Origin of the sequence: Parathalassolituus penaei, assembly GCF_026626885.1 — a bacterium.
GTDB lineage: Bacteria > Pseudomonadota > Gammaproteobacteria > Pseudomonadales > Oceanobacteraceae > Oceanobacter > Oceanobacter penaei.
The window spans coordinates 130,057-150,692 of record NZ_JAPNOA010000039.1 but is presented as its reverse complement, the minus strand read 5'-3'; the positions used below and the strand labels follow the sequence as shown (position 1 = coordinate 150,692).

Below are 20,636 nucleotides of genomic sequence, written 5' to 3'. Positions count from 1 at the left end.
GTCAGGCCAGCAAAAAATGCAGGCCCACCGCCGCCAGCAACAGTGCAAAAGACCGTTTTAATACCGTTGCGGGCAGGCGATGGGCCAGCAAGGCCCCCAGACGAGCAAACCAGACGCTGGTAAGGACAATCCCCAGCAAAGCAGGCAGATAGACATAACCCAGACTGTATTCGGGCAAACCCTCGACCTGCTGACCTGCCCACATAAAAGTCAGGGTGCCGGATACTGCAATCGGCAGCCCACAGGCAGCGGCAATCCCCACTGCCTGCCGTACCGGCATACCGCGCCAGCTTAGCCACGGCACTACCAGCGAACCCCCGCCAATACCAAAAATCGCAGATGCCCAGCCAATCACCGCACCACCGGTACCCAGTACCAGGGTGTCGCGGCGTGGGTTGCTCACCACTTGCGGGGCCTCGGCAGGTTGGCCGCCAGGTTGCCAGCCAGTGGCCATTTGCGCAGCCATCAGCACTGCAAATACACCAATAATGGTCTGCAGGTGTTCACCGGGAATGGCCGCTGCGGTGATGGCTCCGAGGCTGCTGCCGACCAGAATGCCTGCGCCCATCCGCATCACCACCGGCCACACCACCGAACCTTTCAGATGATGGGTGCGTACCGAGTTGATCGAGGTAAACAGAATCGAAGCCAGCGAGGTGCCGACCGCCAGATGCATGATCACGTCCGGGGTTACCCCCTGAGCGCCAAGGCTCCAGACCAGCACCGGTACAATCACCAGTCCTCCGCCAATACCAAACAGACCGGCGAGAACTCCCGCCAATGCCCCCAGAACCAGATAGGTCAGAATAATCAATCCGTAAGTACCTCCGGGCCGCAGCACGGCGACGGCGCTATTGCACGCGTGTTAGTCGCCGTGGAGCCCACAATCGCTGAACCGGCTGATCACAGGATCAGCGTGAGACGTTGGCCAACAGGCTGGCCATGTTTGCCAGTTGCGACGGGCGTAACCCCGACACATTGATACGACCACCGCCAGCGGTATAAATGCCACCGTGCTGGCGTAAAAACAGAACTTCTTCAGGATTCAGCCCCAACCAGCTGAACATACCGCGCTGGCGGCCGAGGGAATGGAAGCGTTCACCAGCCTGAGCCTCTTGTAACGCCGCCACCAGACCACTGCGTAACTGGCTGATGCGCATCCGCATGTTATCCACTTCCGTTACCCACAACGCTCGCAGTTCGGTGCTGGCGAGGATATGGCTGACCACTTCTCCGCCGTGGGCGGGTGGCATCGACCACAAACAGCGGCCGATATCACTGAGGTGGGAGCTGGCGGCCTGACAGTCGCGTGCCGTGGGGGTGCGTACCAGCAAGGCACCAATCCGATCCCGATAGAGACCAAAGTTTTTCGAGCACGACAGTGCTGCCAGTGCGGTCGGACACTGGCTGAACAGCTGGCGTAAACCGTCAGCGTCTTTATCGAGGCTGTCGCCAAAGCCCTGATAGGCCATATCCAGCAGCGGAATCAGCTGCCGTTCCGCCAGCGCGCGGGCAATCAGTGGCCATTCATGCGCTTGTGGATCCGCGCCGGTGGGGTTGTGGCAGCAGGCGTGTAACAGCACCACATCACCGGGCTGCAACGAGTCGAGGGCGAGCAACAGGGCGGCCAGATCAAACCCCTGATCAGCGCCTTGTTGCTGCCAGAACTGCAACGACAGCCCGGCGCGCTCCAGAATCGGCACATGAATGGGCCAGGTCGGCAAACCGACCAGCACCTTGCGCGGTGACAAACGCGCCAGCAGCTGTGCCGCCAGTCGCAATGCACCGGTGCCGCCGGGGCTCTGGATCACACCGGTCAGGTTGCCAAGCTCGGCCGCCAGATGGTCACCCAGTGCCAGCTGGCGCAGGCCGTTATCCAGACCCGGCACACAATCGCTGCTCAGGTAGGATTTGCTGGTACGGTGTTTTAACAGCCAGCGTTCGGCCTCACGGACGGCTTGCAGAATGGGGGTAAAACCGCTGCTGTCTTTGTAGATACCAATGCCGAGATCCATCCGTTGTGGACGTGGATCGGCCTGATACAAGGCGCCCAGGCCCAGAATCGGGTCTTGTGGCAAACATTCCAGAGCGCTGAACGGATTCATACACGGGCCTCCGCCGTAACGCTGCCTGCCGGACCACGGCACAGTTGCTGGAAGTGATCACCGAGATCCCAGAACAGACCGGCAGCCGCTTCCAGACCATCGGCAATAATACTTTCCAGCAGGTGTTCGTTGGGGGCGTGCTGGTCGCAGGACGGATACGAATGTGGCAGCCACACGGTGGGCAGGCCCAGCACATCGGCAAAACAGTGGTTGGGAATGGTGCCACCGAGATTCGGCAGCAGTTGTACTGGCCGCCCGAGACTGCGGCTTACCGAGTCGCGGGCGAACTGTGCCCATGGATGTTGCGGGTCGAGGCGGGTGGCCGGATAACCACCTTCACTCTGGATCTGTACCTCGGCAAAACCCCGCTGGTCGAGCCATTCCCGCAGGCGCGGCAGAATGGCTTGCCATGCGGTGCCATCCACAAAGCGCAGCTGGCAAATGGCCTCGGCACGAGCCGGAATGGCCCCGACGGCGCGGTCGGTCTGACCGGCGCTGAAGCCCACCACTTCGAGGGTATTACTGCCGTAGAGCTTTTCGGCATAACTGAGGCCGTCATCGCCCCAGTGCGGGTTCAGTTGCGGGTCGTGGCTTTCGCCGCCTACCGGCAAATCGCGGATCAGCGCACGGATTGCGTCCGGAATGGCCGGAGCGCGCAGGAAATCGGCCAGCAGACGGCCATTGGTGCTGACCAGTGTGGTCAGGGCATGGGCCAGCACAGTGGCCGGGTTGGTGAGAATGCCACCCCAGTTACCGGAATGGCGGGCACCGTTGCCGGGGTTGACGGTCAGTCGGAACTGCATGACCCCGCGAGAGCCCAGAAACAGGGTTGGCAGGTCGTGGCGGATGCGGGGGCCATCGGAGGCCAGAAACAGGTCGGCGGCCAGCTCGGTGGCATGTTCGCGGCAGGTTTCTTCCAGACCCGGTGAACCCACTTCCTCACTCATTTCAAACAGGATCTTGAGGTTGTAACCGAGGCGGCCTTCGCGCACCCGCAGCACCGCTTCCAGCGCGGCCAGATTGATGCTGTGCTGGCCCTTGTTATCGGCACTGCCACGGCCATACCAGCGGCCATCGCGGACGGTCAGGTGCCAGGGCGACAGCCCTTCATCCCAACCGTTATCCATACCGGGCATGACATCACCGTGACCGTACATCAGCAGAGTGGGCAGCGCCGGGTCTTCACAGCGATGGCCGATCAGCAGCGGTGGGCAACCGGCTTTGGGGTTATCCAGCAGGCGGCATTCAAACCCCAGCTGTAACAGCGCCGGGGTGATTTCTTCATGCAGATAGGCCAGCAGTTCATCGCGATATTCCGCCCCCTGGCTGACGGTGCGGTAACGGGTACGGCGCGCCAGTACCTGTTCCAGTGCACCCGAGCCCAGATACAGACGGGCCTGCTGCAAGGCGCGATGACGCAGGGGGGAAATGGCTTCAGGCATGGGTAACTCCGCTTCAATTCGTGTGAGTCCAGAATAGAGTCAGGTATGAATTGCCACAATTGCTAAGTTTTCAAGAAATCTTTCTAATAAAAAGAAATTAAATCGGCCACAATATGGCCCATAGCGGCAGCCATCCGGCTGCTTCAGCGGTTGTGCCGGTCGTGTGGGTCAACACGGTCGGCAGCAAGTCGGGAGCCCATATGGCACTGAATGATCTGAATTTGCGTTTTTTCCACAGCGTCGCCACCACCGGGTCATTGTCGGCGGCGGCCGAAGACCTGCACGTTGCGGTGTCGGCGGTGAGTCGGCAGATCAGCAATCTCGAAGACAGCCTGGGTATTCGCCTGTTTGAACGCAAACCGCGTGGCATGGCGCTTACCGGACCGGGGGAAATCCTGCTGGCCTATGCCGAACGCAACCGCCTGGAGATCAGCAACGTGGTGGCGGAAATGCGCGGCCTGAATACCCTGCAGCAGTACAACATCCGTATTGCCTGTACCGAAGGCATGGCCTGGCACTGTTTGCCGTCGATTATGGCGGCGTTCCGGCGTGAGCAGCCGGGAGCCCGTTTTGCGCTGCAAGTGGTGGATGCCACCCAGGCGTCATTGCTGGTGAAAGAAGGCAAGGCCGACCTCGCCCTGACTTTCAGCCTGTCACCGCTGGTGGGAGTGGAAGTGGCCTATAGCCTTGATGCGCCGATTTGTGCACTGATGCCTGCCCATCATCCGCTGGCTACTCAGGCGCAACTGTCGGTGCGAGACCTGCAAGGGTATCCACTGGCGTTGTCATCACCGGATACCACCCTGCATTACCTGTTTGATACGGCCTGCCACCTGCATGGCCTGACCCTGTTGCCCACCTTCAGCAGTGATTCGCTGGGCACCATCTACACGGTTACCCGCTGTTCCGATGACGTGGTGGCCCTGTGTGCGGAAATCACCGTGCGCGGCCGTGCCGCACCGGATGGTCTGGTGCTGGTGCCGATGTCGGACCGGCCATTGCAGCAGCGCAGCCTGCAGGTGCAGGTAATGGCGGGACGCAAGTTGCCCGCCATGTTGCAGTGTTTCCTCGACAGCCTCATTGGCGCGCTCAGCGCGGCTGCCTGAACAAAAAAGCCCCGTGTCTGCGGGAACCCATCCGCAGTCACAGGGCTTCTGGCCTGATCGTCAGGCTGTTTGCTCAAACGGCAAAGGCCGCCCGCAGGCGGCTTTACCGGTTTTCCAGCGTGACCGGCCGGTTAACCAATCTTGCGATGTTTACGAATCAGGAACAGCGTGACCAGACTCACCACACTGGTAAAGCCCAGGTAATACGCCGGGGCGAGGCCGGAGCCGGTGGCCGACAACATCCAGGTAATCAGCAGTGGACCGGCGCTGCCAAACAGGGTGGTGCCAATGTTGTAACTCAGGGCCAGGCCGCTGGCACGGACGCGGGTTTCAAACAGGTCCGACATCAGTGCTGGCAGGCCGCCAAAGTACAGCGCCTTCAGCAGGCTCAGCCAGGTCAGCATCACAAACAGGGTGCCCAGCGCCGGGTAAAGACCGAGGAAATAGAACACCGGCAAAATCGTGATCACAAAAATCGAAGCGGCCCAGATCATGATGCGGGTGCGGCCCAGACGGTCGGAAAAGTGCCCGACAAACGGGGTTAACAGGGTCAGGATCAGGCCACTCAGAAGGGTGCCCGCAAACCCGGTGGATGCCTGCAGACCCAGCTGTTTTACTGCATAGGTTGGCATGTAGATGATGGTGTAACTGACCGAGGTCGACAGCATCAGCGCACCAATCGCCAGCAGGATGCTGCCCTTGTGATGACGGAATAACTCGGCAATGGGTGTGCTTTCGGGGGTTGCGTGGTGGTTGAATTCGGCCGACTCCTCAATGTGTTTGCGGATGTACAAGCCAATCGGGCCGATCAGCAGACCAAACAGGAACGGAATACGCCAGCCCCAGTCTTCCAGCTGCTGGGTGGTGAGGGTGGTGGTCAGCAACAGGCCAAACCCTGAACCCAGCAGGCCACTGACCCCCTGACTGGCAAACATAAAGCTGGAGATCAGGCCTTTTTTATCCGGAGCCCGCTCCACCAGCAGCGCGGTGGCGGAACCGAATTCACCACCGGCAGAAAAGCCCTGCAACAAGCGCGCGGCAAAAATCCCCAGCGGTGCCAGCAGGCCAGCGGTTTCCCAGGTTGGCATAACGGCAATCATGGCAGTACCGGCCATCATCAACCACAAGGACACCAGCATCGCCGCCTTGCGGCCTTTGCGGTCGGCATAGGAGCCCAGCACCAGCGCCCCCAGCGGACGAATCAGGTACGACAGCGCAAATGCGCCGAGGGTCATCATCAGCGAGACGGTTTCGTTTTCCGACGGAAAAAACAGCTTGGAAATAGTGGCGGCAAAAAAGGCGTACACAATCAGGTCGAACCATTCCAGCGCGTTACCGATGGAGGAGGCAATAACCAGTTTGTAGAGCTTGCGATCGGAGATCAGCGTCGGGCTCGCGGCCTCTGACGGCCGTCCGGCATCAATGGTAGTGGTTGCAGACATGGCGGGTTCTCACGGTGTGTTGTTGTGTGCTGTTGTCTGCGATTGATCATAGGAACCACCAAGGTTTACCACAATTATAAATTTCCTAAGCAATCGTTGCTGTGAAAGCAAAGATTAAATGCGCCCTGATGGGGTGCTGCGGGCAGCCATCGCGCAATTATGGGGCCGATAACGGCGGCTGATGCTGTTCGCGCCATGCCTTGGGCGACAGGCCATATTCGCGCCGGAACGCTCGCGAAAACTGCGACACATCGGAAAAACCCCAGCGAAAGGCAATATCGGTAATGGAACGGCCGGGCTGCGCCGGGGCCTGTAATTCCGCCGCACACTGCTCCAGTCGGCGACAGAGGATATAACGGGCGATGCCGGATTCTTCATCGGCAAACAGGCGATAGAGTGTGCTGCGTGATATCCCCATGGCGCGGGCGATCTGGTCGGGTGACAAATGCTCATCCGCCAGCCGACGGCGAATATGTTGCTCGGCCTGCAGACGCAACGACGCAGGCCCGATCTCCGGGCTGGGCAGGCGGGTGCTGTGTAATGCCGGTTGTAACAGGGTGATGAGGGCATTTTGTAACGCTTCACCTTCCTGCCGGGTATTCTGGTAACCGGTTTTGTGGAAGCGCAGTTGCTGCAGCATATACCCCAGCATCTGGCTGCTGATGCCCTGTTGCGGCAGCTTTTCAAACTGTTGCTGGTGCTGGTGGTGGCCCAGCAAGCGGCGTGGCAAATGCACCGACACCTGCTGTACCAGCCCCTGCGGGTGCATATCAAACGGCCGCGCCGAATCGATCAGGGCAATCTCGCCAGGGCGCAGACTCATCTGCTGGCCCTTCAGCGACGAAAAGCCCATCACACCGCTGGTTTGCAGGATCAGAAAGCAGTTCTGACTGTCTTCGGCAGCCTGCAGATGGTGCTGTACCCGCCGTGCATTGGTTTCGATATGGGCGACTTCCAGGCCATCGTGGTTGGTCAGCTGGATACGGCCAACAAAGGGAATGTCACGATGCACCTCGGTGTGGAAGTTGCCACAAATCTCCTGAACGGCTTCGTCCCAATGCTGGGTAGCGGGTATCTTGGACATGGTCAGTGGCCCCGGATCTGGTATCTGGAATGGGTGATTTTTAGTTGAATATTCAAATAAAAAGCAAGGATTGTTCCAGACCGTATTGGCCGTTGATCACCACAAAAAATGCCGCCACAAAGGACGGCCAAAGGACTCATCCGTAATCAGCAGACGGGACGAATCCTGTGAGGAGCGGTTGGGCAGGTGGCGCGGCCAACCTGCCGGGTCTGCAGTGGTGTGTATCAGCTGCAGCTTGTACTCGCACCGGCTGTCAGTAACAGAGGAATACGGATTTTAATTCGGTGTATTCCTCAATGGCGGCGGAGCCAAACTCGCGGCCAAGGCCGGACTTTTTCACCCCGCCAAACGGTACGGATGGGTCAACCATGGTGTGCATGTTGACCCACACGGTGCCGCTTTCGACCTTGGGAATCATGCGCATGGCGGCGGCGAGGTTGTTGGTCCAGAGACTGGTGCCAAGTCCGTACGGGCTGTGGTTGATCAGGCCCAGCAGTTCCTCTTCGTCGTCGTAGGCCATAAAGCTGATCACCGGGCCGAAGGTTTCTTCCTGCATCAGGGTTTCTTCAATGTGGCGGGCCTGCACCATGGCCGGGGTGATGTAATACCCCGGGCGGTCGAGGCTCTGGCCTCCGCAGAGAATGCGGCTTTCGCGGGAGGCAATATCGAGGTAATGCCGTACCTTGTCGAAGTGTGGACGGTTCGACAGGGGGCCAAACGGCATACGTTCATCCAGCGGTGAGCCCATCGGCGCAGCGGTCAGGGCTGCGCCCAGCTTGTCGGTGAGTTCGTCGATTCGGGAACGGTGTACCAGCACCCGTTCCGGTGCTGCACACACCTGACCCTGGTGGATATAACCGGTTTGCAGCAGGCCTCCCACCGCGCGGTTGATGTCGGCATCCTTGAGCAGGGCGGCGGTATTTTTGCCACCCAGTTCGAGGGTGCAGCGGATCATACGGCTGGCGGCGGCAACATTGACCTTTTCACCGCTGGCGACCGAGCCGGTAAACGACACCTTGTTCACTAACGGATGTTCAATCAGGGCTTTGCCAACCTCACCGGCACCGTTAACCAGATTCAGGGCACCGGCGGGCAAACCGGCTTCACGGGCCAGCTCCATCAGACGCAACAGCGCCAGCGGGGTGAACTCGCTGGGTTTCAGCACCACCGTACAACCACAGGCCAGTGCCGCCGCCAGTTTCCAGCAGGCGATCATCACCGAGAAATTCCACGGCACAATCGCGGCAACCACCCCCACCGGTTCGCGCCGGGTATAGGCGCTGTACTGTTCGCCCTGCATCGACGGGAAGTTACAGGGCAGGGTTTCACCACTGATCTTGGTGGTCCAGCCCGCAAAATAACGCAGGCACAGAGCCGACTGCTGTACGGCGAAAATCCGCGACAGCACGATGTTTTTACCGCTTTCCAGAGTTTCCAGCTGCGCCAGTTCTTCACCATGGGCTTCGATCAGGTCGGCCAGGCGGTTGAGGATCAAACCACGGGCGTAGGGGTTAAAGTCGGCCCACACCGAGGTAAAACACTGGTGTGCGGCGTTGACGGCCGCGTTGATCTGGTCAGTGCTGGCGGTACTGACACTGGCAATCACGGCTTCGGTGGCCGGGTTGATCACGGCGATGGTATTACCGCTGCCGGTGCAAGGATTGCCGTCGATAAACTGGCCATGTGGTCGCTGCAGGAATTCGAGGGTCGCGGGTAACAGGCTGATCTCAGACATACAGGGTCTCCCGGGTGGTGGACGGCTGGCGTTGGAAGTTTTCAGGGTGAAGAATCAGGTCGGCACCCCGTTCACCAATCATCATGGCGACGGCGTTGGTGTTGCCGCTCGGCACCTGTGGACAGATCGACATATCGATCACCCGCAGGTTGGGCACACCGTGTACCCGCAGTTGCAGGTCGACCACCGAGTCCTGTGGGTTCTGGCCGAGTTTGCAGGTGCCACCGGGGTGGTAGACGGTCTTGATGTTCTGGCGCACAAAGGTTTCCAGCGCTTTGTCGTCGTTGATGCTGATGTTGTCCGGCTCGATCACCCGTTTGATGAGGCGTTTGAGGGCCGGTTGTTCCATGGCGGTGAGGGCGGTTTTGACCGCACGTACCTGATTTTTGAGGTCGTCCGGGTGCGACAGGATTTGCGCGTCGATCTCGACCAGATCAGCCGGGTTGCTGCTCAGCAGACGCACTTCACCACGGGATTTGGAACGCAGGTGGCCAACCTTGATGGATACACCATGCGCTTCGGCTTCCGGTTTTTCGCCGGGTGTGTTGTCGAAGTTGTCGAGCAACGGCAGGAAGTGGAACTGCACATCCGGGCGGTCGCTGCCGTCGGTCGCAATAAAGGCACCGCCTTCGAGAATGTTGGAGGTCATCAGGCCGGAGCGGGTCCACAGCCATTGCAGCATGTGTTTGACGGCGCTGAAGCCCTTGTCTTCCTCGTAGATCGAGATGTTGTCCTTGGTCGTTGCGTTAATCGACATGTGCTGGTGGTCGTGGAAGTTTTTGCCCACCGGCAGGTCATGCAGCGGCTGGATACCTTTGTCCTTGAGGTGCTGGCTCGGGCCAATACCGGACAACAGCAGGATTTTCGGGCTGCCAAACGCCCCGGCGCTGACAATCACTTCCTTGCGGGCTTTGGCTTCCACCACCGCGCCGCCTTTCACTGAATACTGCACGCCGGTGGCCTTGCTGGCGCTGTTATCCAGACAGACCTTGTGCACCAGCGCGTGGGTGATGACGGTCAGTTTGGGATTCCCCGTCAGGCTTTTCAGATAGGTCTGGGAGGTGCTCTGGCGTTCGCCGTTTTTGATGTTGGTCTGGTAAAAACCGGTGCCTTGCTGGGACGCACCGTTGAAGTCGTTGGTGTAGGGCAGGCCCATCTGTTCACAGGCACGAATACAGGCCTGGGTTAATGGATGGCGGTAACGGTTTTCGCCGATGTGCACCGGGCCGGTTTCGCCGTGATAACGATCGCCGAGGCTTTCGTTGGCTTCGCAGCGGCGGAAGAAGGGCAGTACGTCTTCATAGGCCCAGCCGTCGCAGCCCCAGTCGCGGGCCCAGTCGTCGTAGTCCTGACGCTGACCACGAATGTAGATCATGCCGTTCACCGAGCTGCCGCCGCCCAGCACCTTGCCCTGGGCAATCAGCATCGAACGGTTGTTACATTCGGCTTGGGGCAGGGTCATGTAAGGCCAGGATTTCTGCTGGAACACTTTCACCACGGTGGCGGGAATCTTGTGAAACAGGCTGTCGTCTTTTTCACCGGCTTCCAGCAGCAGCACGCTGTGGCCAGCCTGTACCAGTCGGGTTGCTACCACACAGCCAGCGGAGCCTGCACCGGCAATCACGTAATCAAATTCTGCGCTCGACATCGTTAACCTCGATTCTGTTGTGTCGGGATCGGGTCGATTTAACTACTGCGTCTGAGGCTGACTCTTGGCGTTGTGTGCCAGCCAGAGGGCAGTCTGTGTCATGCCGTGGCTCTGGCCCAATTGGCCAATCTGTTCTTTGTTGCTGGAATTGTGATCTGATCGAAAGGTCTGACTGGCAGGTAAGCGAGGTTCGGCCAATAATCCTGCCGTACCCCGAGCAAGGCTGTCCCGATAGGGTATGGGCCGGGGCTGTGAACCCCGGAAACAGCAAACGATTCAAGGGAAGTGTTGGGATGATGATGTGGCTGGATGTGGTGGTAATCGGTCTGTTTCTGATGTCGTCATTGTTGCTGCTGCGCTGGCTGGTGCAGGGCAGTGGTGAGGCGCTGCAGCGGGTGCGGCTGATCGCTGAGTATTTTGCCGTGACCCTGAGTCTGGCGGTGCTGGGTTACGGGCTGGAGCGGGTGGCGTTTCTGCCGGAGCTGATGCATCAGCTGACCCTGCTGATGGTGATTATTGCTCTGATGGCGGGCCTGACGGTGCCGTCGCTGGCGCGGTGGCGGTTGGCGCGGGCCTGATCTGTGCGGTTGTTAGCGCCTGAACCGCTGTGGTTCAGGCGTCATGTTCGGATTTTCCCTGTCTGTTTTCTTTCTGTTCGTTTTCTTTCTGTTCGTTTTCTTTCTGTCTGTTTTGATTCAGGGCCCGTCAGCGGGTCTCTTCAAATACAGTCCACTGGATCAACGTCGAGGTGCCAGCGCACCCGGTTCATTCCCTTGAGGCTGTGCAGATAATCCACCAGTGGGTCGAGTGCTGAATGCAGGCGTGCGCGGTCGGGGCTGTAGAGCTGTAGCTGCTGGCGGAAGCGTCCGGCGCGGCGTTCCATAATGGCCGGAACCGGCCCCAGCAAGACCAGCGGGCTGCCCAGTAACGGGTTGTCGTGCTGGCGATTCCACGGCTGTTGCGGGTTTTGCAGGAACTGACGTGCCTGCTGCAGCAGCTGTTCCGCCATCGGCCGGTCGGCCGCTTCGGCGCGTAACATCACCATATGGCTGAATGGCGGCAGGGTCTGGCGCTGGCGCTCCTGCAGAATCGACAGGGCCAGCGCGTGATAACCGTCGTTGATCAGCATATTGAGCTGCGGGTGATCGGCGTAGAAGGTCTGAATCCAGACTTCACCGGGGGTTTCTTCGCGACCGGCACGGCCTGCCACCTGCAGGATCAGCTGGGCGGTGTGTTCCATGCCACGGAAATCGGCACTGAACAGACCGGCGTCGGCATCCAGCACCACCACCAGTGTCACCGCCGGAAAGTGATGGCCCTTGGCCAGCATCTGGGTGCCGACCAGCAGGCGGGCACCGGGCTGGTGGATCTCGGCCAGTAATTCATCAAAGGCGTTGCGGGTGCGGGCGGTATCGCGGTCGATGCGGGTTAACGGTACATCCGGGAACAGGCGCAGCAGGCTTTCCTGCAAACGCTCGGTGCCCTGACCCAGCGCCTGGACCCGGTCACTGTGGCAATGCGGGCAGAAGCCGGGAATCCCCTGCTGGTAGTCGCAGTGGTGGCAATGCAGGTGCGGCGGGTTCTGGTGCAGAGTCAGGCGGGCATCACAACGGCGGCATTCGGCCATCCAGCCGCAGTCCGGGCAGGCAAACAGCGGCGCAAAACCCCGGCGGTTAAGGAACACCAGCACCTGTTGCTGCTGTTCCAGATGTTTCTGGATGGCGGCAATCACAGGCTGGGCCAGACCGGCGCTGAGCGGCTGGTGCAGGATGCTGTGCAACTTCATGCCCGGTGGTCGTGACAGACCGGCGCGGCGGGTCAGACGCAAATGCTGGTAACGCCCTGTCAGGGCATTGTGCAGAGTCTCCAGCGACGGTGTTGCCGAGCCCAGTACTACCGGAATCTGGCGTTTGCTGGCGCGCACCAGCGCCGCATCGCGGGCGGAGTACCGCACGCCATCCTGCTGTTTGAACGAGGCGTCGTGTTCTTCATCGAGAATAATCAGCCCCAGCTCTGGTAGCGGGGTAAAAATCGCCGAGCGGGTGCCAATCAGGATACGGGCCTGACCCTGGCGACACAGTTCCCAGGCTTGCAAGCGTTCACGGTCATTAAGACCGGAGTGCATTACCACCACGGGTTCGGCAAAACGACGGCGGAAACGCTGGACGGTCTGGGGGGTCAGGCCGATTTCCGGCACCAGCACCATCACCTGCTGACCCTTGGCCAGCACATCGGCCATCAGTTGCAGATACACCTCGGTTTTGCCGGAGCCGGTAATCCCTTCCAGCAGCCACACAGCAAAACGGTCCAGTCCACTGCGAATGCGGTCGAGTGCCTGCTGCTGCTGGTCGTTTAACGGCAGCGGTGATTGGTCGCCAGAGCCTGCCGGTGGCAGCGGAATAGAGGCTTCTTCCCGGATCAGTTCACGTTCGGCCAGTGCCTTGATCTGGGCGAGGGTAAAACCGGCGGCGGTGAGTTCATGGTGTGGCCAGCCTGGTTGTTCACAAAAGCGCTGCCACAGGGCCAGCTGGCGACTGCCACGCAGGGTTTGTGGCTCATCTGCCGGAGGAATTCGGGTCCAGTGACGTTCGCAGGCTTCATCGAGGTTGCTACCGCGCCGCAACAGCGCCGGGATCATCAGGTCGTAAAACTCGCCAACGTTGTGGTGGTAATAACGTGCCAGCCACTGGCCAAACGCCAGCAGTTCCTGATCGAGCAGTGGTGCGGTGTCGAGGCGTTCCAGCAGAGGGCGTAATTTGCCTTCGGGCACATCGGTGCTGGTGGCGGTGCCGACCACAATTCCGGTCAGCAGCTGGTTGGCAAAATTGACGCGCACACGTTGGCCAGGCAGGTAATTACTCTGCTGGTCGGAAGGCGCCGGAAGGTAGTCAAACAGGCGCCGTAACGGCACCGGCACGGCCACTTTCACCACAAAAAAGGACATGAAAAAACTTGCTGAAGGTCAGGTGTCTGGTATTATGCGCGTCCTTATTGTCTGTGCAAGCCTTGTTCAGGTGAGCCCGGATGGTGACTTTTACTTAAATCAGTAACGCGGTGCCGACGGTTTCCGGCGGTGGCGGCGTGAAGCAACCGAGGTTTGTCATGCAAAAAGACATTCACCCAAATTACGAAGTGCTGACCGCAACCTGCTCATGCGGCAACGTGATCAACACCCGTTCTACCAAGCCAGGCACCATGTACCTGGACGTGTGCTCAGCTTGCCACCCGTTCTACACTGGTAAGCAGAAAGTGGTAGACACTGGCGGCCGTATCGATCGCTTCAAGAAGCGTTTCGGTGGTTTCAGCAGCAAGTAATTGTTGCTCCGGCCTCTGCGCTGAAAAAAACCCGCTCCGGCGGGTTTTTTTATGCCTGTTATTCCGCTATTCCGCGTTGGCAACCGGGCATGAGCGCCAGCTCAGGGCTGAAAACCGGTTCTGGCCACCGCCGTGATTACGCCGGTGGCCAACGACTTACAGCAGGCTGATCCATATATCCAGCGAGCGTAATACCGAAAACACCAGACACAGCAGTGCGGTCTGTGCCAGCTGACGGTTCAGTACCCGGCCATGACGGTCCGACAGGATGCGAATCATCACAATCGTTGGTAACAACGCCATCCAGGCCAGACTGGTGTGGGTGCTGCTGTCGAGCAGCAACAGTCCAAACGGTAGCAACAGCAGGCCGTAATACAGATGGCGGCTGTTATCGGTTCCGAGTTTCACCGCCAGAGTGCGTTTGCCAGCACGGCTGTCGGTGGGAATATCACGCAGGTTGTTGACCAGCATAATGGCGGCGGTGAGGCTGCCCATCTGAATGGCGGCGATCCAGGCCGACCAGCTCAGTTTGGTGGTTTGCAGGTAATAACTGCCCAGCACCGCCAGCAGGCCAAAAAACAGGAAGACCGTGATTTCTCCCAGCGCATTGGACGCCAGTGGCAGCGGGCCAGCGCTGTAGGCCAGCGCGGCACCGATACTCAGCACCCCCAGTACCGCAAAGATCCAGCCGCCGCAGGCGATTAGGCCAATGCCGCTGATCAGGGATACCAGCAATGCCAGCAGCAGGCCGGTTTTCAGTTCCGATACGGTTAACCAGCCGGATTGGGCTGCACGCGGCGGGCCAAGGCGGTCGGGATCGTCGATGCCGTTCTGGAAGTCGAACAGGTCATTGGCGATATTCACCGCAATCTGCAGCGACAGCGCACACACCAGAATCAGCAGGGCGAGGGTGACAGAGAAGTTCTCATGGCTGAGTGCCAGACTCTGACTGAGCAGAATCGGCGCCAGCGCGGCCGGCAATGTGCGCGGGCGTGCCGCCAGCATCCATGCGGTGGTCTTGTTAATCGTCATTAATGCTTCCGTCATGACTCAGCCGCGGCGATCCGCCACAAAAGGGTTGCTCCGGCGTTCATGGCCAAAGGTGGATTCCGGGCCGTGGCCAGGTACAAACACCACGTCATCACCAAGCGGGAACAGCTTTTCACGAATCGAGTGTACGAGGTCGGCATGGTTGCCACGTGGGAAGTCGGTACGGCCTATCGAACCGTTAAACAATACGTCGCCGACCATGGCCAGTTTCTGTTCCGGCTGGTGGAATACCACGTGACCAGGGGTGTGACCCGGGCAGTGGATAACGTTCATGCTGACGTTGCCAACGGTAATCTGGTCACCATCGGCCAGCCAGCGGTCCGGCGTGAAGGATTCAACCTGTGGAAAACCGAACATACGTGATTGCTCCGGCAGGGCATCAATCCAGAACTGGTCGTCCGGATGTGGGCCTTCCACCGGAATACTGAGCTGGCGTGCCAGTTCGGCGGTGCCACCGGCGTGGTCGATGTGGGCGTGGGTCAGCAGGATTTTCTGCGGACGGGCACCCAGTTTGTCGAGGGCGGCACGGATACGGGCAACATCACCACCGGGATCAACAATGGCAGCGGCACGGGTTTCCTCACACATGAGGATGGTGCAGTTCTGCATAAAGGCCGTTACCGGCACGATGGTTTTGACAAGAGCCATGGTTCGCTTCTCTCCGGGCAAGGTCGTCAAATAGGTTGGACAGCGGGTTTCGCGGTGGCGAACTGTGGCATGCTGTAACCGGCATTGGCGTTGATATAGGTCGGGTCGGCAATGACATAACGTTTACCGCCAACTGTCCAGCCTTGACCGTCGACATTGCCGTGGAATGCCACGGCGGCGGCCACATGGCCGGGCCATGTCACCAATGCGACGTCCAGTTGCAACAGATTTTTCACCAGCCAGCTGAACAGAATGGTGCGATCCTCGCAGTCGGAAGCCCGGAAATACAGGGTCTCCAGCGGGAACAGGTAGTTCTCTCGGCCGAACTGTTGTTCATCGGTTTCATAGGCAAAGGCGGTCTGGGTGAAACGTAACAGCAGGTTCACGGCTTCCAGCTCGGATTTGCCTGCGACCAGCGGCTTGAGTTGGTTCAGCAGATCACGGCCAAGATCCATCGGTAAGCCTGCCTCAATGTAATAAGACAGATCGAGTTGTGGGTACAGATTCAGGTAGGCTGCCGCTTGCTGGTGAATACGCAGCTGGATCGAGTGAGAGGAGCCGTTGAAGCTGAAATCGAGATTGCGCATTTCTGTTCTGCCTGCGGCCACAAAACGTTCTGAATTGCTGAAGTCGAGTGCCTGTTTGCCATTTTCGTGCTGGCGTTCGTAAGTGAAAAGTCGGCCGCGTGGTGGGTCGTAACGGCCATCTGCAGCGTAACCCAGAGCGTAGTACGCGCGTTTGTTCACTGTCAGATACGTAATGCCATAAAGCGGTTGTTCCGAAGCCAGCAGCAGATAGATATTCTGGTTGTAGGCGACACGAGCATCAAAGCCACAACGTACGGCCAGATACCAGCTGAGCAGAGCCTGACTGTTGTAGTCGTTGTGAATGGCGGTTGCCAGATGCTGTATCAGCAATACCGTTCCCCAATCGTTTAACTGCAACTGGCGGGCTTCGGTTTTAATCTGGTTGGCAAGATCCTTGTAGGGTACTTCGGCGCGTTTATTCCACCAGGCAGCAATTCCCTTGCCAGTGGGGGAGCCATGGTAACCATCGTTGAGATTGGTCGGTACGGCAAAATTCAGGGCATGACCAAAAAAGTCGACCCTTACCAGGGCGGTTTCGGCCAGCACGGTCTCTTGTGGTTCATCGGGAATCGTATCCAGTACCGGCTCGGTGGCCTGTGGCAGCGGGGCGATCACAACAGTGGGAGTGCTGGTAATCGGCTCGCTGGCGCTGATCGGTGCATCCGGTACGCTGCGTGGTTTCGGGGTGCGATCCAGCTCGCGCGGGACTTCCATCCCGACGGCTTGCCAGCTTTCTTTCAGAAAATCCCCAAACTCGCGGTCGGTGGCTTCCCGATACTGGCTGTATTCGGTACGGGTCTGTTTGAGCCAGCGGTCATAGTCGCTATCGGCAAAACTGCTGCTGGAAACCAGAATGCCCAGTACAAGTGGCAGCATTCGCATGGGGAGCCTCCTGAATGCACAAAAGCCGGTCGAAACCGGCTTTTGTAGAATTGGGCGGGGTGCCCGGAACGATTATTCTTTGGAACGGGCGATTTCTTCCGCCAGTTCGTCGAAGGATTTCTTCGACTGGAATTTCTGCCACAACGCCTGTTCGTTATTCATCGAAGTACGCAGGGCCTGTTTGACCAGTGCCTCGGCGGTGGCCGGATCAATACCCACAGCGACTACCATACCACCGGTTGGTGTCAGCATCTGGCGGTAAATGCGGGTGCCGCTCAGGCTTTCGTTGGTGATTTGTTTGGTGGTAACCGAGTTCACCTTGTCGACGGTTTCAGAATCCGACACGCCGGTGGTTTCGGCGTATTGTTTGATCATGTTCTGAACCTGGATCTTCATCATCTGCGCCAGTTCAACCCGGGCAGCGGTGGCGGCCATCTGTTTCATGAAGTTCGGGCCAGCGTTGGACTTGTCGGAGTAACCAACCGCGCTCAGTTCCACACCGTCCAGTGGGGCACCACACACCCACAGCGGTGCTTCATCGCCAGAACCATCGGCGAAGACACATTCTTTTTCGTATTTCGCTTCCTTATCGGGAGAAGACGAACACGCCGCCAGCAGCGACAGCAGGGTGGCAGTGATCAGATGCTTTCTCATTTTCCTTGTTCTCCTCGGTGAACCAGATCCGCTTGTAAAGGACCGTCAGGCCTTAGGGTCGTGGGCCGAGAATAACCAATGGCGAAGGCTATTTCCATGCGTCAGGAGGGGGCTCGTCAGATTCTGACGCTCTGAAAACAAAAACGGCTGCCATATGGCAGCCGTTTGGGGCGTACTGAAACTCAGTGACCGCAGCTGCCGCCAGCGTGGGCGTGGCCGTGAGACACTTCTTCCGCGGTTGCTTCGCGTACGCTGACAACCTTGACGGCGAAGGTCAGGTCTTTGCCAGCCAGTGGGTGGTTGCTATCGACGTCGGCCATAAACTTGCCAACTTTCAGAACGGTAACCTGACGGTTGCCCTGGTTGGTGTTTACCACCGCCAGCATGCCTGGCTTCCAGCGCTTGGCACCCTGCAGGTGTTTCACGGGTACACGTACCACCGCGTTGTCCTGACGCAGGCCGTAGGCTTCTTCGGCGGTCAGGGTGAATTCGAATTCGTCACCAGCAACATGGCCTTCCATGCGGGATTCAAAACCCGGAATCATCTGCTCATTGCCGTGCAGGTACAGCACTGGTTCGCCACCGTCGAAGGTGGATTCGATTGGCTCGCCAGAGGCGTGGTTCAGACGGTAATGGAGTTCTACAACGGAGTTTTTGGTAATCATCTATCGGGCCTGATGTAAGCGTAAAAAACAGGGCAAAGGTTGCCGGTCTGGCAGTATCGTCAGGCCCGACATCCGGTGCAAGTCGTGATACTGAATGTGCCCCTTGATATTAGCCACAGCAGTCCCCATTTTCAGGAATTCAGGAAACAGTACAGGGTTCTTACATGACTACAATCGTATCGGTACGACGGGGTGATCAGGTTGTGATCGCCGGAGATGGCCAGGTGTCACTGGGTAACACCGTGATGAAGGGCAATGCCCGCAAGGTCCGTCGTCTGTACAACAACCGCGTGCTGGCAGGATTCGCCGGCAGCACTGCCGATGCTTTTACCCTGTTTGAAAAATTCGAAGCCCAGCTGCAGAAGCATCAGGGTCAACTGACCCGTGCGGCAGTTGAGCTGGCCAAAGAGTGGCGTTCCGACCGCGCCCTGCGTCGACTCGAAGCGATTCTGGCCGTGGCTGACCACACCGCGTCTTTTATCATCACCGGTAACGGTGACGTGGTGCAGCCGGAAGAAGATCTGATTGGTGTTGGTTCTGGTGGCCATTATGCACTGGCCGCGGCTCGTGCCCTGCTGCACAACACCGAGCTGAGCGCCCGTGATATTGCTGAAAAGAGCCTCACCATCGCCGGTGACATCTGTGTGTTTACCAACCACAACATGACCATTGAAGTGCTTAACGCCGGAGACAACGCATGAGCCAGATGACCCCACGTGAAATCGTCCATGAGCTGGATCGTCACATCATCGGCCAGCACAACGCCAAGCGCTCGGTGGCCATTGCCCTGCGTAACCGCTGGCGCCGTATGCAGCTGCCAGCCGAGCTGCGTGAGGAAGTCACTCCGAAAAACATTCTGATGATTGGCCCGACCGGCGTGGGTAAAACCGAAATCGCCCGTCGTCTGGCCAAACTCGCCAACGCGCCGTTTATCAAGGTTGAAGCCACCAAGTTCACCGAAGTGGGTTACGTTGGTAAAGATGTTGAGTCCATCATCCGTGATCTGGTGGAAACCGGTGTCAAAATGCTGCGCGAGCAGGAAATGGTCAAGGTATCGCACCGCGCCGAAGAAGCCGCTGAAGAGCGTGTTCTCGATGCTCTGCTGCCTCCTCCACGCCCAACCAGCTGGGACACCACTACCGAACCGAAGAAAGAAGATTCCTCTACGCGCCAGATTTTCCGCAAGAAACTGCGCGAAGGTGAACTGGACGACAAGGAAATCGAAATCGCCCTGGCTCAGACCCAGGTCGGTGTGGAAATCATGGCCCCTCCGGGCATGGAAGAAATGACCAGCCAGCTGCAGAGCATGTTCTCCAGCCTCGGTGGCGACAAAAAGACCACCCGCAAGCTGAAAATCCGCGATGCCATGAAGCAGCTGCGTGATGAAGAAGCCGCTCGTATGGTCAACATCGAAGAACTGAAGGCCCAGGCGGTTGAGCTGGTAGAACAGAACGGTATCGTGTTTATCGACGAGATCGACAAGGTTGCCAAGCGTCACGACAGCGGTACGGGTGGTGATGTCTCCCGCGAGGGGGTACAGCGCGACCTGCTGCCACTGATCGAAGGCTGCACCGTCAGCACCAAATACGGCATGTTAAAAACAGACCACATCCTGTTTATTGCCTCCGGTGCTTTCCACCTGGCCAAGCCGTCTGACCTGATTCCGGAACTGCAGGGTCGTCTGCCAATCCGTGTGGAACTGCAGGCGCTGACCCCGGAAGACTTCCGTCGCATTCTGACCGAGCCAAATGCGTCCCTGACCGAACAGTACAAGGCGCTGATGAAGACCGAAGGTCTGGATATCAGCTTTACTGACGACGCCATTGCCCGTCTGGCTGAAATCGCCTACGAGGTTAACGAAAGCACCGAAAATATCGGTGCCCGTCGTCTGCACACCATTATGGAACGCCTGCTGGAAACCGTATCGTTTGATGCCTCCGAGCGTTCTGAAGCGGTGGTGATCGACGCGGTTTACGTCGAAGCCCAGCTGGGTGCGCTGGTGAAAGATCAGGACCTGAGCCAGTTTATTCTCTGATAACGCTTGTTCGTCTGGCCATTGATGGCCGGCGAGGCAGGGGTTCAGAACACAGAATCCGCCCGTTTGACGGGCAGACCGGTTAGCTGCCAAAAGTGGTGAACCACCCAACGAAAAAACGCGGGAGATCCCCGCGTTTTTTTATGCCTGCGAGATGGGGATGTTGTGCTGGTGGTTTGGGTCTGGATGCTGTTCTTCCGACGTCCGACGTCCGACGTCCGACGTCCGACGCTTTGCG

18 protein-coding genes are annotated in these 20,636 nt (G+C 58.7%); 5 read left to right on the top strand and 13 right to left on the bottom strand.

The genetic code is table 11. The annotated features are described in order from the left end of the window. Position 1: 1 nt before the first annotated feature. The 3 genes from OUO13_RS13635 to OUO13_RS13625 form a co-directional block, all read right to left on the bottom strand. Positions 2–814: a sulfite exporter TauE/SafE family protein gene (locus OUO13_RS13635; RefSeq protein ID WP_283174450.1), complete on the bottom strand. Its 813-nt coding sequence runs from the start codon at positions 812–814 to the stop codon at positions 2–4. Between the two features lie 97 nt (positions 815–911). Continuing rightward, positions 912–2,105 carry an aromatic amino acid transaminase gene (locus OUO13_RS13630; RefSeq protein WP_283174449.1) on the bottom strand — a complete coding sequence of 398 codons (1,194 nt, stop codon included), beginning with the start codon at positions 2,103–2,105 and terminating at the stop codon, positions 912–914. Beyond that, positions 2,102–3,547 carry a M20 family metallopeptidase gene (locus OUO13_RS13625; RefSeq protein ID WP_283174448.1) on the bottom strand — a complete coding sequence of 482 codons (1,446 nt, stop codon included), beginning with the start codon at positions 3,545–3,547 and terminating at the stop codon, positions 2,102–2,104. The genes OUO13_RS13630 and OUO13_RS13625 overlap by 4 nt, the downstream gene beginning before the upstream one ends. Before the next feature lie 200 nt (positions 3,548–3,747). Here OUO13_RS13625 and OUO13_RS13620 point away from each other — a divergent pair, with 200 nt between their 5' ends. Further along, positions 3,748–4,653, top strand: coding sequence for a LysR family transcriptional regulator (locus OUO13_RS13620; protein WP_283174447.1), 906 nt, complete (start codon positions 3,748–3,750; stop codon positions 4,651–4,653). 131 nt (positions 4,654–4,784) lie between these two features. Here OUO13_RS13620 and OUO13_RS13615 read toward each other — a convergent pair whose 3' ends face one another. The 4 genes from OUO13_RS13615 to OUO13_RS13600 all read right to left on the bottom strand — a co-directional run bounded on the left by OUO13_RS13615 (position 4,785) and on the right by OUO13_RS13600 (position 10,562). Continuing rightward, positions 4,785–6,095, bottom strand: a complete 1,311-nt coding sequence (locus OUO13_RS13615; RefSeq protein WP_283174446.1) for an MFS transporter — start codon at positions 6,093–6,095, stop codon at positions 4,785–4,787. Between the two features lie 157 nt (positions 6,096–6,252). Next, positions 6,253–7,179 carry a transcriptional regulator FeaR gene (feaR, locus tag OUO13_RS13610; protein WP_283174445.1) on the bottom strand — a complete coding sequence of 309 codons (927 nt, stop codon included), beginning with the start codon at positions 7,177–7,179 and terminating at the stop codon, positions 6,253–6,255. Positions 7,180–7,432: 253 nt separating this feature from the next. After that, positions 7,433–8,914: an aldehyde dehydrogenase family protein gene (locus tag OUO13_RS13605; protein WP_283174444.1), complete on the bottom strand. Its 1,482-nt coding sequence runs from the start codon at positions 8,912–8,914 to the stop codon at positions 7,433–7,435. Next, positions 8,907–10,562 carry a GMC family oxidoreductase gene (locus tag OUO13_RS13600; protein WP_283174443.1) on the bottom strand — a complete coding sequence of 552 codons (1,656 nt, stop codon included), beginning with the start codon at positions 10,560–10,562 and terminating at the stop codon, positions 8,907–8,909. Before OUO13_RS13600 ends, OUO13_RS13605 begins: the two co-directional genes overlap by 8 nt. Positions 10,563–10,855: 293 nt before the next feature. Between OUO13_RS13600 and OUO13_RS13595 the strand changes: the two genes are divergently transcribed. Beyond that, the gene (locus tag OUO13_RS13595) at positions 10,856–11,140 is read left to right on the top strand and encodes a hypothetical protein (protein ID WP_283174442.1); all 285 of its coding nucleotides are present in this window, start codon (positions 10,856–10,858) and stop codon (positions 11,138–11,140) included. A gap of 140 nt (positions 11,141–11,280) precedes the next feature. Here OUO13_RS13595 and OUO13_RS13590 read toward each other — a convergent pair whose 3' ends face one another. Beyond that, positions 11,281–13,506: a primosomal protein N' gene (locus OUO13_RS13590; RefSeq protein ID WP_283174441.1), complete on the bottom strand. Its 2,226-nt coding sequence runs from the start codon at positions 13,504–13,506 to the stop codon at positions 11,281–11,283. 158 nt (positions 13,507–13,664) lie between these two features. Between OUO13_RS13590 and rpmE the strand changes: the two genes are divergently transcribed. Then, positions 13,665–13,877 (top strand): 50S ribosomal protein L31, encoded by a 213-nt coding sequence (rpmE, locus tag OUO13_RS13585; RefSeq protein ID WP_283174440.1) that lies wholly within the window; start codon positions 13,665–13,667, stop codon positions 13,875–13,877. A 156-nt stretch (positions 13,878–14,033) separates the two neighbouring features. On the opposite strand, the gene OUO13_RS13580 is transcribed toward rpmE, so the two are convergent. From OUO13_RS13580 to OUO13_RS13560, 5 genes are all read right to left on the bottom strand, one after another. Beyond that, positions 14,034–14,909 (bottom strand): 1,4-dihydroxy-2-naphthoate polyprenyltransferase, encoded by an 876-nt coding sequence (locus tag OUO13_RS13580; protein WP_283174439.1) that lies wholly within the window; start codon positions 14,907–14,909, stop codon positions 14,034–14,036. An 18-nt stretch (positions 14,910–14,927) separates the two neighbouring features. Next, positions 14,928–15,575, bottom strand: coding sequence for an MBL fold metallo-hydrolase (locus OUO13_RS13575; RefSeq protein ID WP_283174438.1), 648 nt, complete (start codon positions 15,573–15,575; stop codon positions 14,928–14,930). Between the two features lie 26 nt (positions 15,576–15,601). Next, positions 15,602–17,044 (bottom strand): hypothetical protein, encoded by a 1,443-nt coding sequence (locus tag OUO13_RS13570; RefSeq protein WP_283174437.1) that lies wholly within the window; start codon positions 17,042–17,044, stop codon positions 15,602–15,604. A gap of 72 nt (positions 17,045–17,116) precedes the next feature. Next, positions 17,117–17,698: an LPP20 family lipoprotein gene (locus tag OUO13_RS13565; RefSeq protein WP_283174436.1), complete on the bottom strand. Its 582-nt coding sequence runs from the start codon at positions 17,696–17,698 to the stop codon at positions 17,117–17,119. 182 nt (positions 17,699–17,880) lie between these two features. Continuing rightward, a complete protein-coding gene (locus tag OUO13_RS13560; RefSeq protein WP_283174435.1) occupies positions 17,881–18,363 on the bottom strand; it encodes an FKBP-type peptidyl-prolyl cis-trans isomerase in 483 nt (160 codons plus the stop codon). Between the two features lie 164 nt (positions 18,364–18,527). Between OUO13_RS13560 and hslV the strand changes: the two genes are divergently transcribed. Both hslV and hslU read left to right on the top strand, forming a co-directional pair. Continuing rightward, positions 18,528–19,064: an ATP-dependent protease subunit HslV gene (gene hslV / locus OUO13_RS13555; RefSeq protein ID WP_283174434.1), complete on the top strand. Its 537-nt coding sequence runs from the start codon at positions 18,528–18,530 to the stop codon at positions 19,062–19,064. After that, positions 19,061–20,398, top strand: a complete 1,338-nt coding sequence (gene hslU, locus OUO13_RS13550; protein ID WP_283174433.1) for an ATP-dependent protease ATPase subunit HslU — start codon at positions 19,061–19,063, stop codon at positions 20,396–20,398. The genes hslV and hslU overlap by 4 nt, the downstream gene beginning before the upstream one ends. The last annotated feature ends 238 nt before the right edge of the window (positions 20,399–20,636 follow it).

Coding starts and splice junctions, on each gene's coding strand:
- rpmE (WP_283174440.1), top strand. CDS start 13,665: ATGCAAAAAGACATTCACCCAAATTACGAAGTGCTGACCGCAACCTGC.
- OUO13_RS13575 (WP_283174438.1), bottom strand. CDS start 15,575: ATGGCTCTTGTCAAAACCATCGTGCCGGTAACGGCCTTTATGCAGAAC.
- hslV (WP_283174434.1), top strand. CDS start 18,528: ATGACTACAATCGTATCGGTACGACGGGGTGATCAGGTTGTGATCGCC.
- OUO13_RS13590 (WP_283174441.1), bottom strand. CDS start 13,506: ATGTCCTTTTTTGTGGTGAAAGTGGCCGTGCCGGTGCCGTTACGGCGC.
- OUO13_RS13595 (WP_283174442.1), top strand. CDS start 10,856: ATGATGATGTGGCTGGATGTGGTGGTAATCGGTCTGTTTCTGATGTCG.
- OUO13_RS13580 (WP_283174439.1), bottom strand. CDS start 14,909: ATGACGATTAACAAGACCACCGCATGGATGCTGGCGGCACGCCCGCGC.
- OUO13_RS13625 (WP_283174448.1), bottom strand. CDS start 3,547: ATGCCTGAAGCCATTTCCCCCCTGCGTCATCGCGCCTTGCAGCAGGCC.
- OUO13_RS13615 (WP_283174446.1), bottom strand. CDS start 6,095: ATGTCTGCAACCACTACCATTGATGCCGGACGGCCGTCAGAGGCCGCG.
- OUO13_RS13570 (WP_283174437.1), bottom strand. CDS start 17,044: ATGCGAATGCTGCCACTTGTACTGGGCATTCTGGTTTCCAGCAGCAGT.
- OUO13_RS13565 (WP_283174436.1), bottom strand. CDS start 17,698: ATGAGAAAGCATCTGATCACTGCCACCCTGCTGTCGCTGCTGGCGGCG.
- OUO13_RS13560 (WP_283174435.1), bottom strand. CDS start 18,363: ATGATTACCAAAAACTCCGTTGTAGAACTCCATTACCGTCTGAACCAC.
- OUO13_RS13605 (WP_283174444.1), bottom strand. CDS start 8,914: ATGTCTGAGATCAGCCTGTTACCCGCGACCCTCGAATTCCTGCAGCGA.
- OUO13_RS13620 (WP_283174447.1), top strand. CDS start 3,748: ATGGCACTGAATGATCTGAATTTGCGTTTTTTCCACAGCGTCGCCACC.
- feaR (WP_283174445.1), bottom strand. CDS start 7,179: ATGTCCAAGATACCCGCTACCCAGCATTGGGACGAAGCCGTTCAGGAG.
- hslU (WP_283174433.1), top strand. CDS start 19,061: ATGAGCCAGATGACCCCACGTGAAATCGTCCATGAGCTGGATCGTCAC.
- OUO13_RS13600 (WP_283174443.1), bottom strand. CDS start 10,562: ATGTCGAGCGCAGAATTTGATTACGTGATTGCCGGTGCAGGCTCCGCT.
- OUO13_RS13630 (WP_283174449.1), bottom strand. CDS start 2,105: ATGAATCCGTTCAGCGCTCTGGAATGTTTGCCACAAGACCCGATTCTG.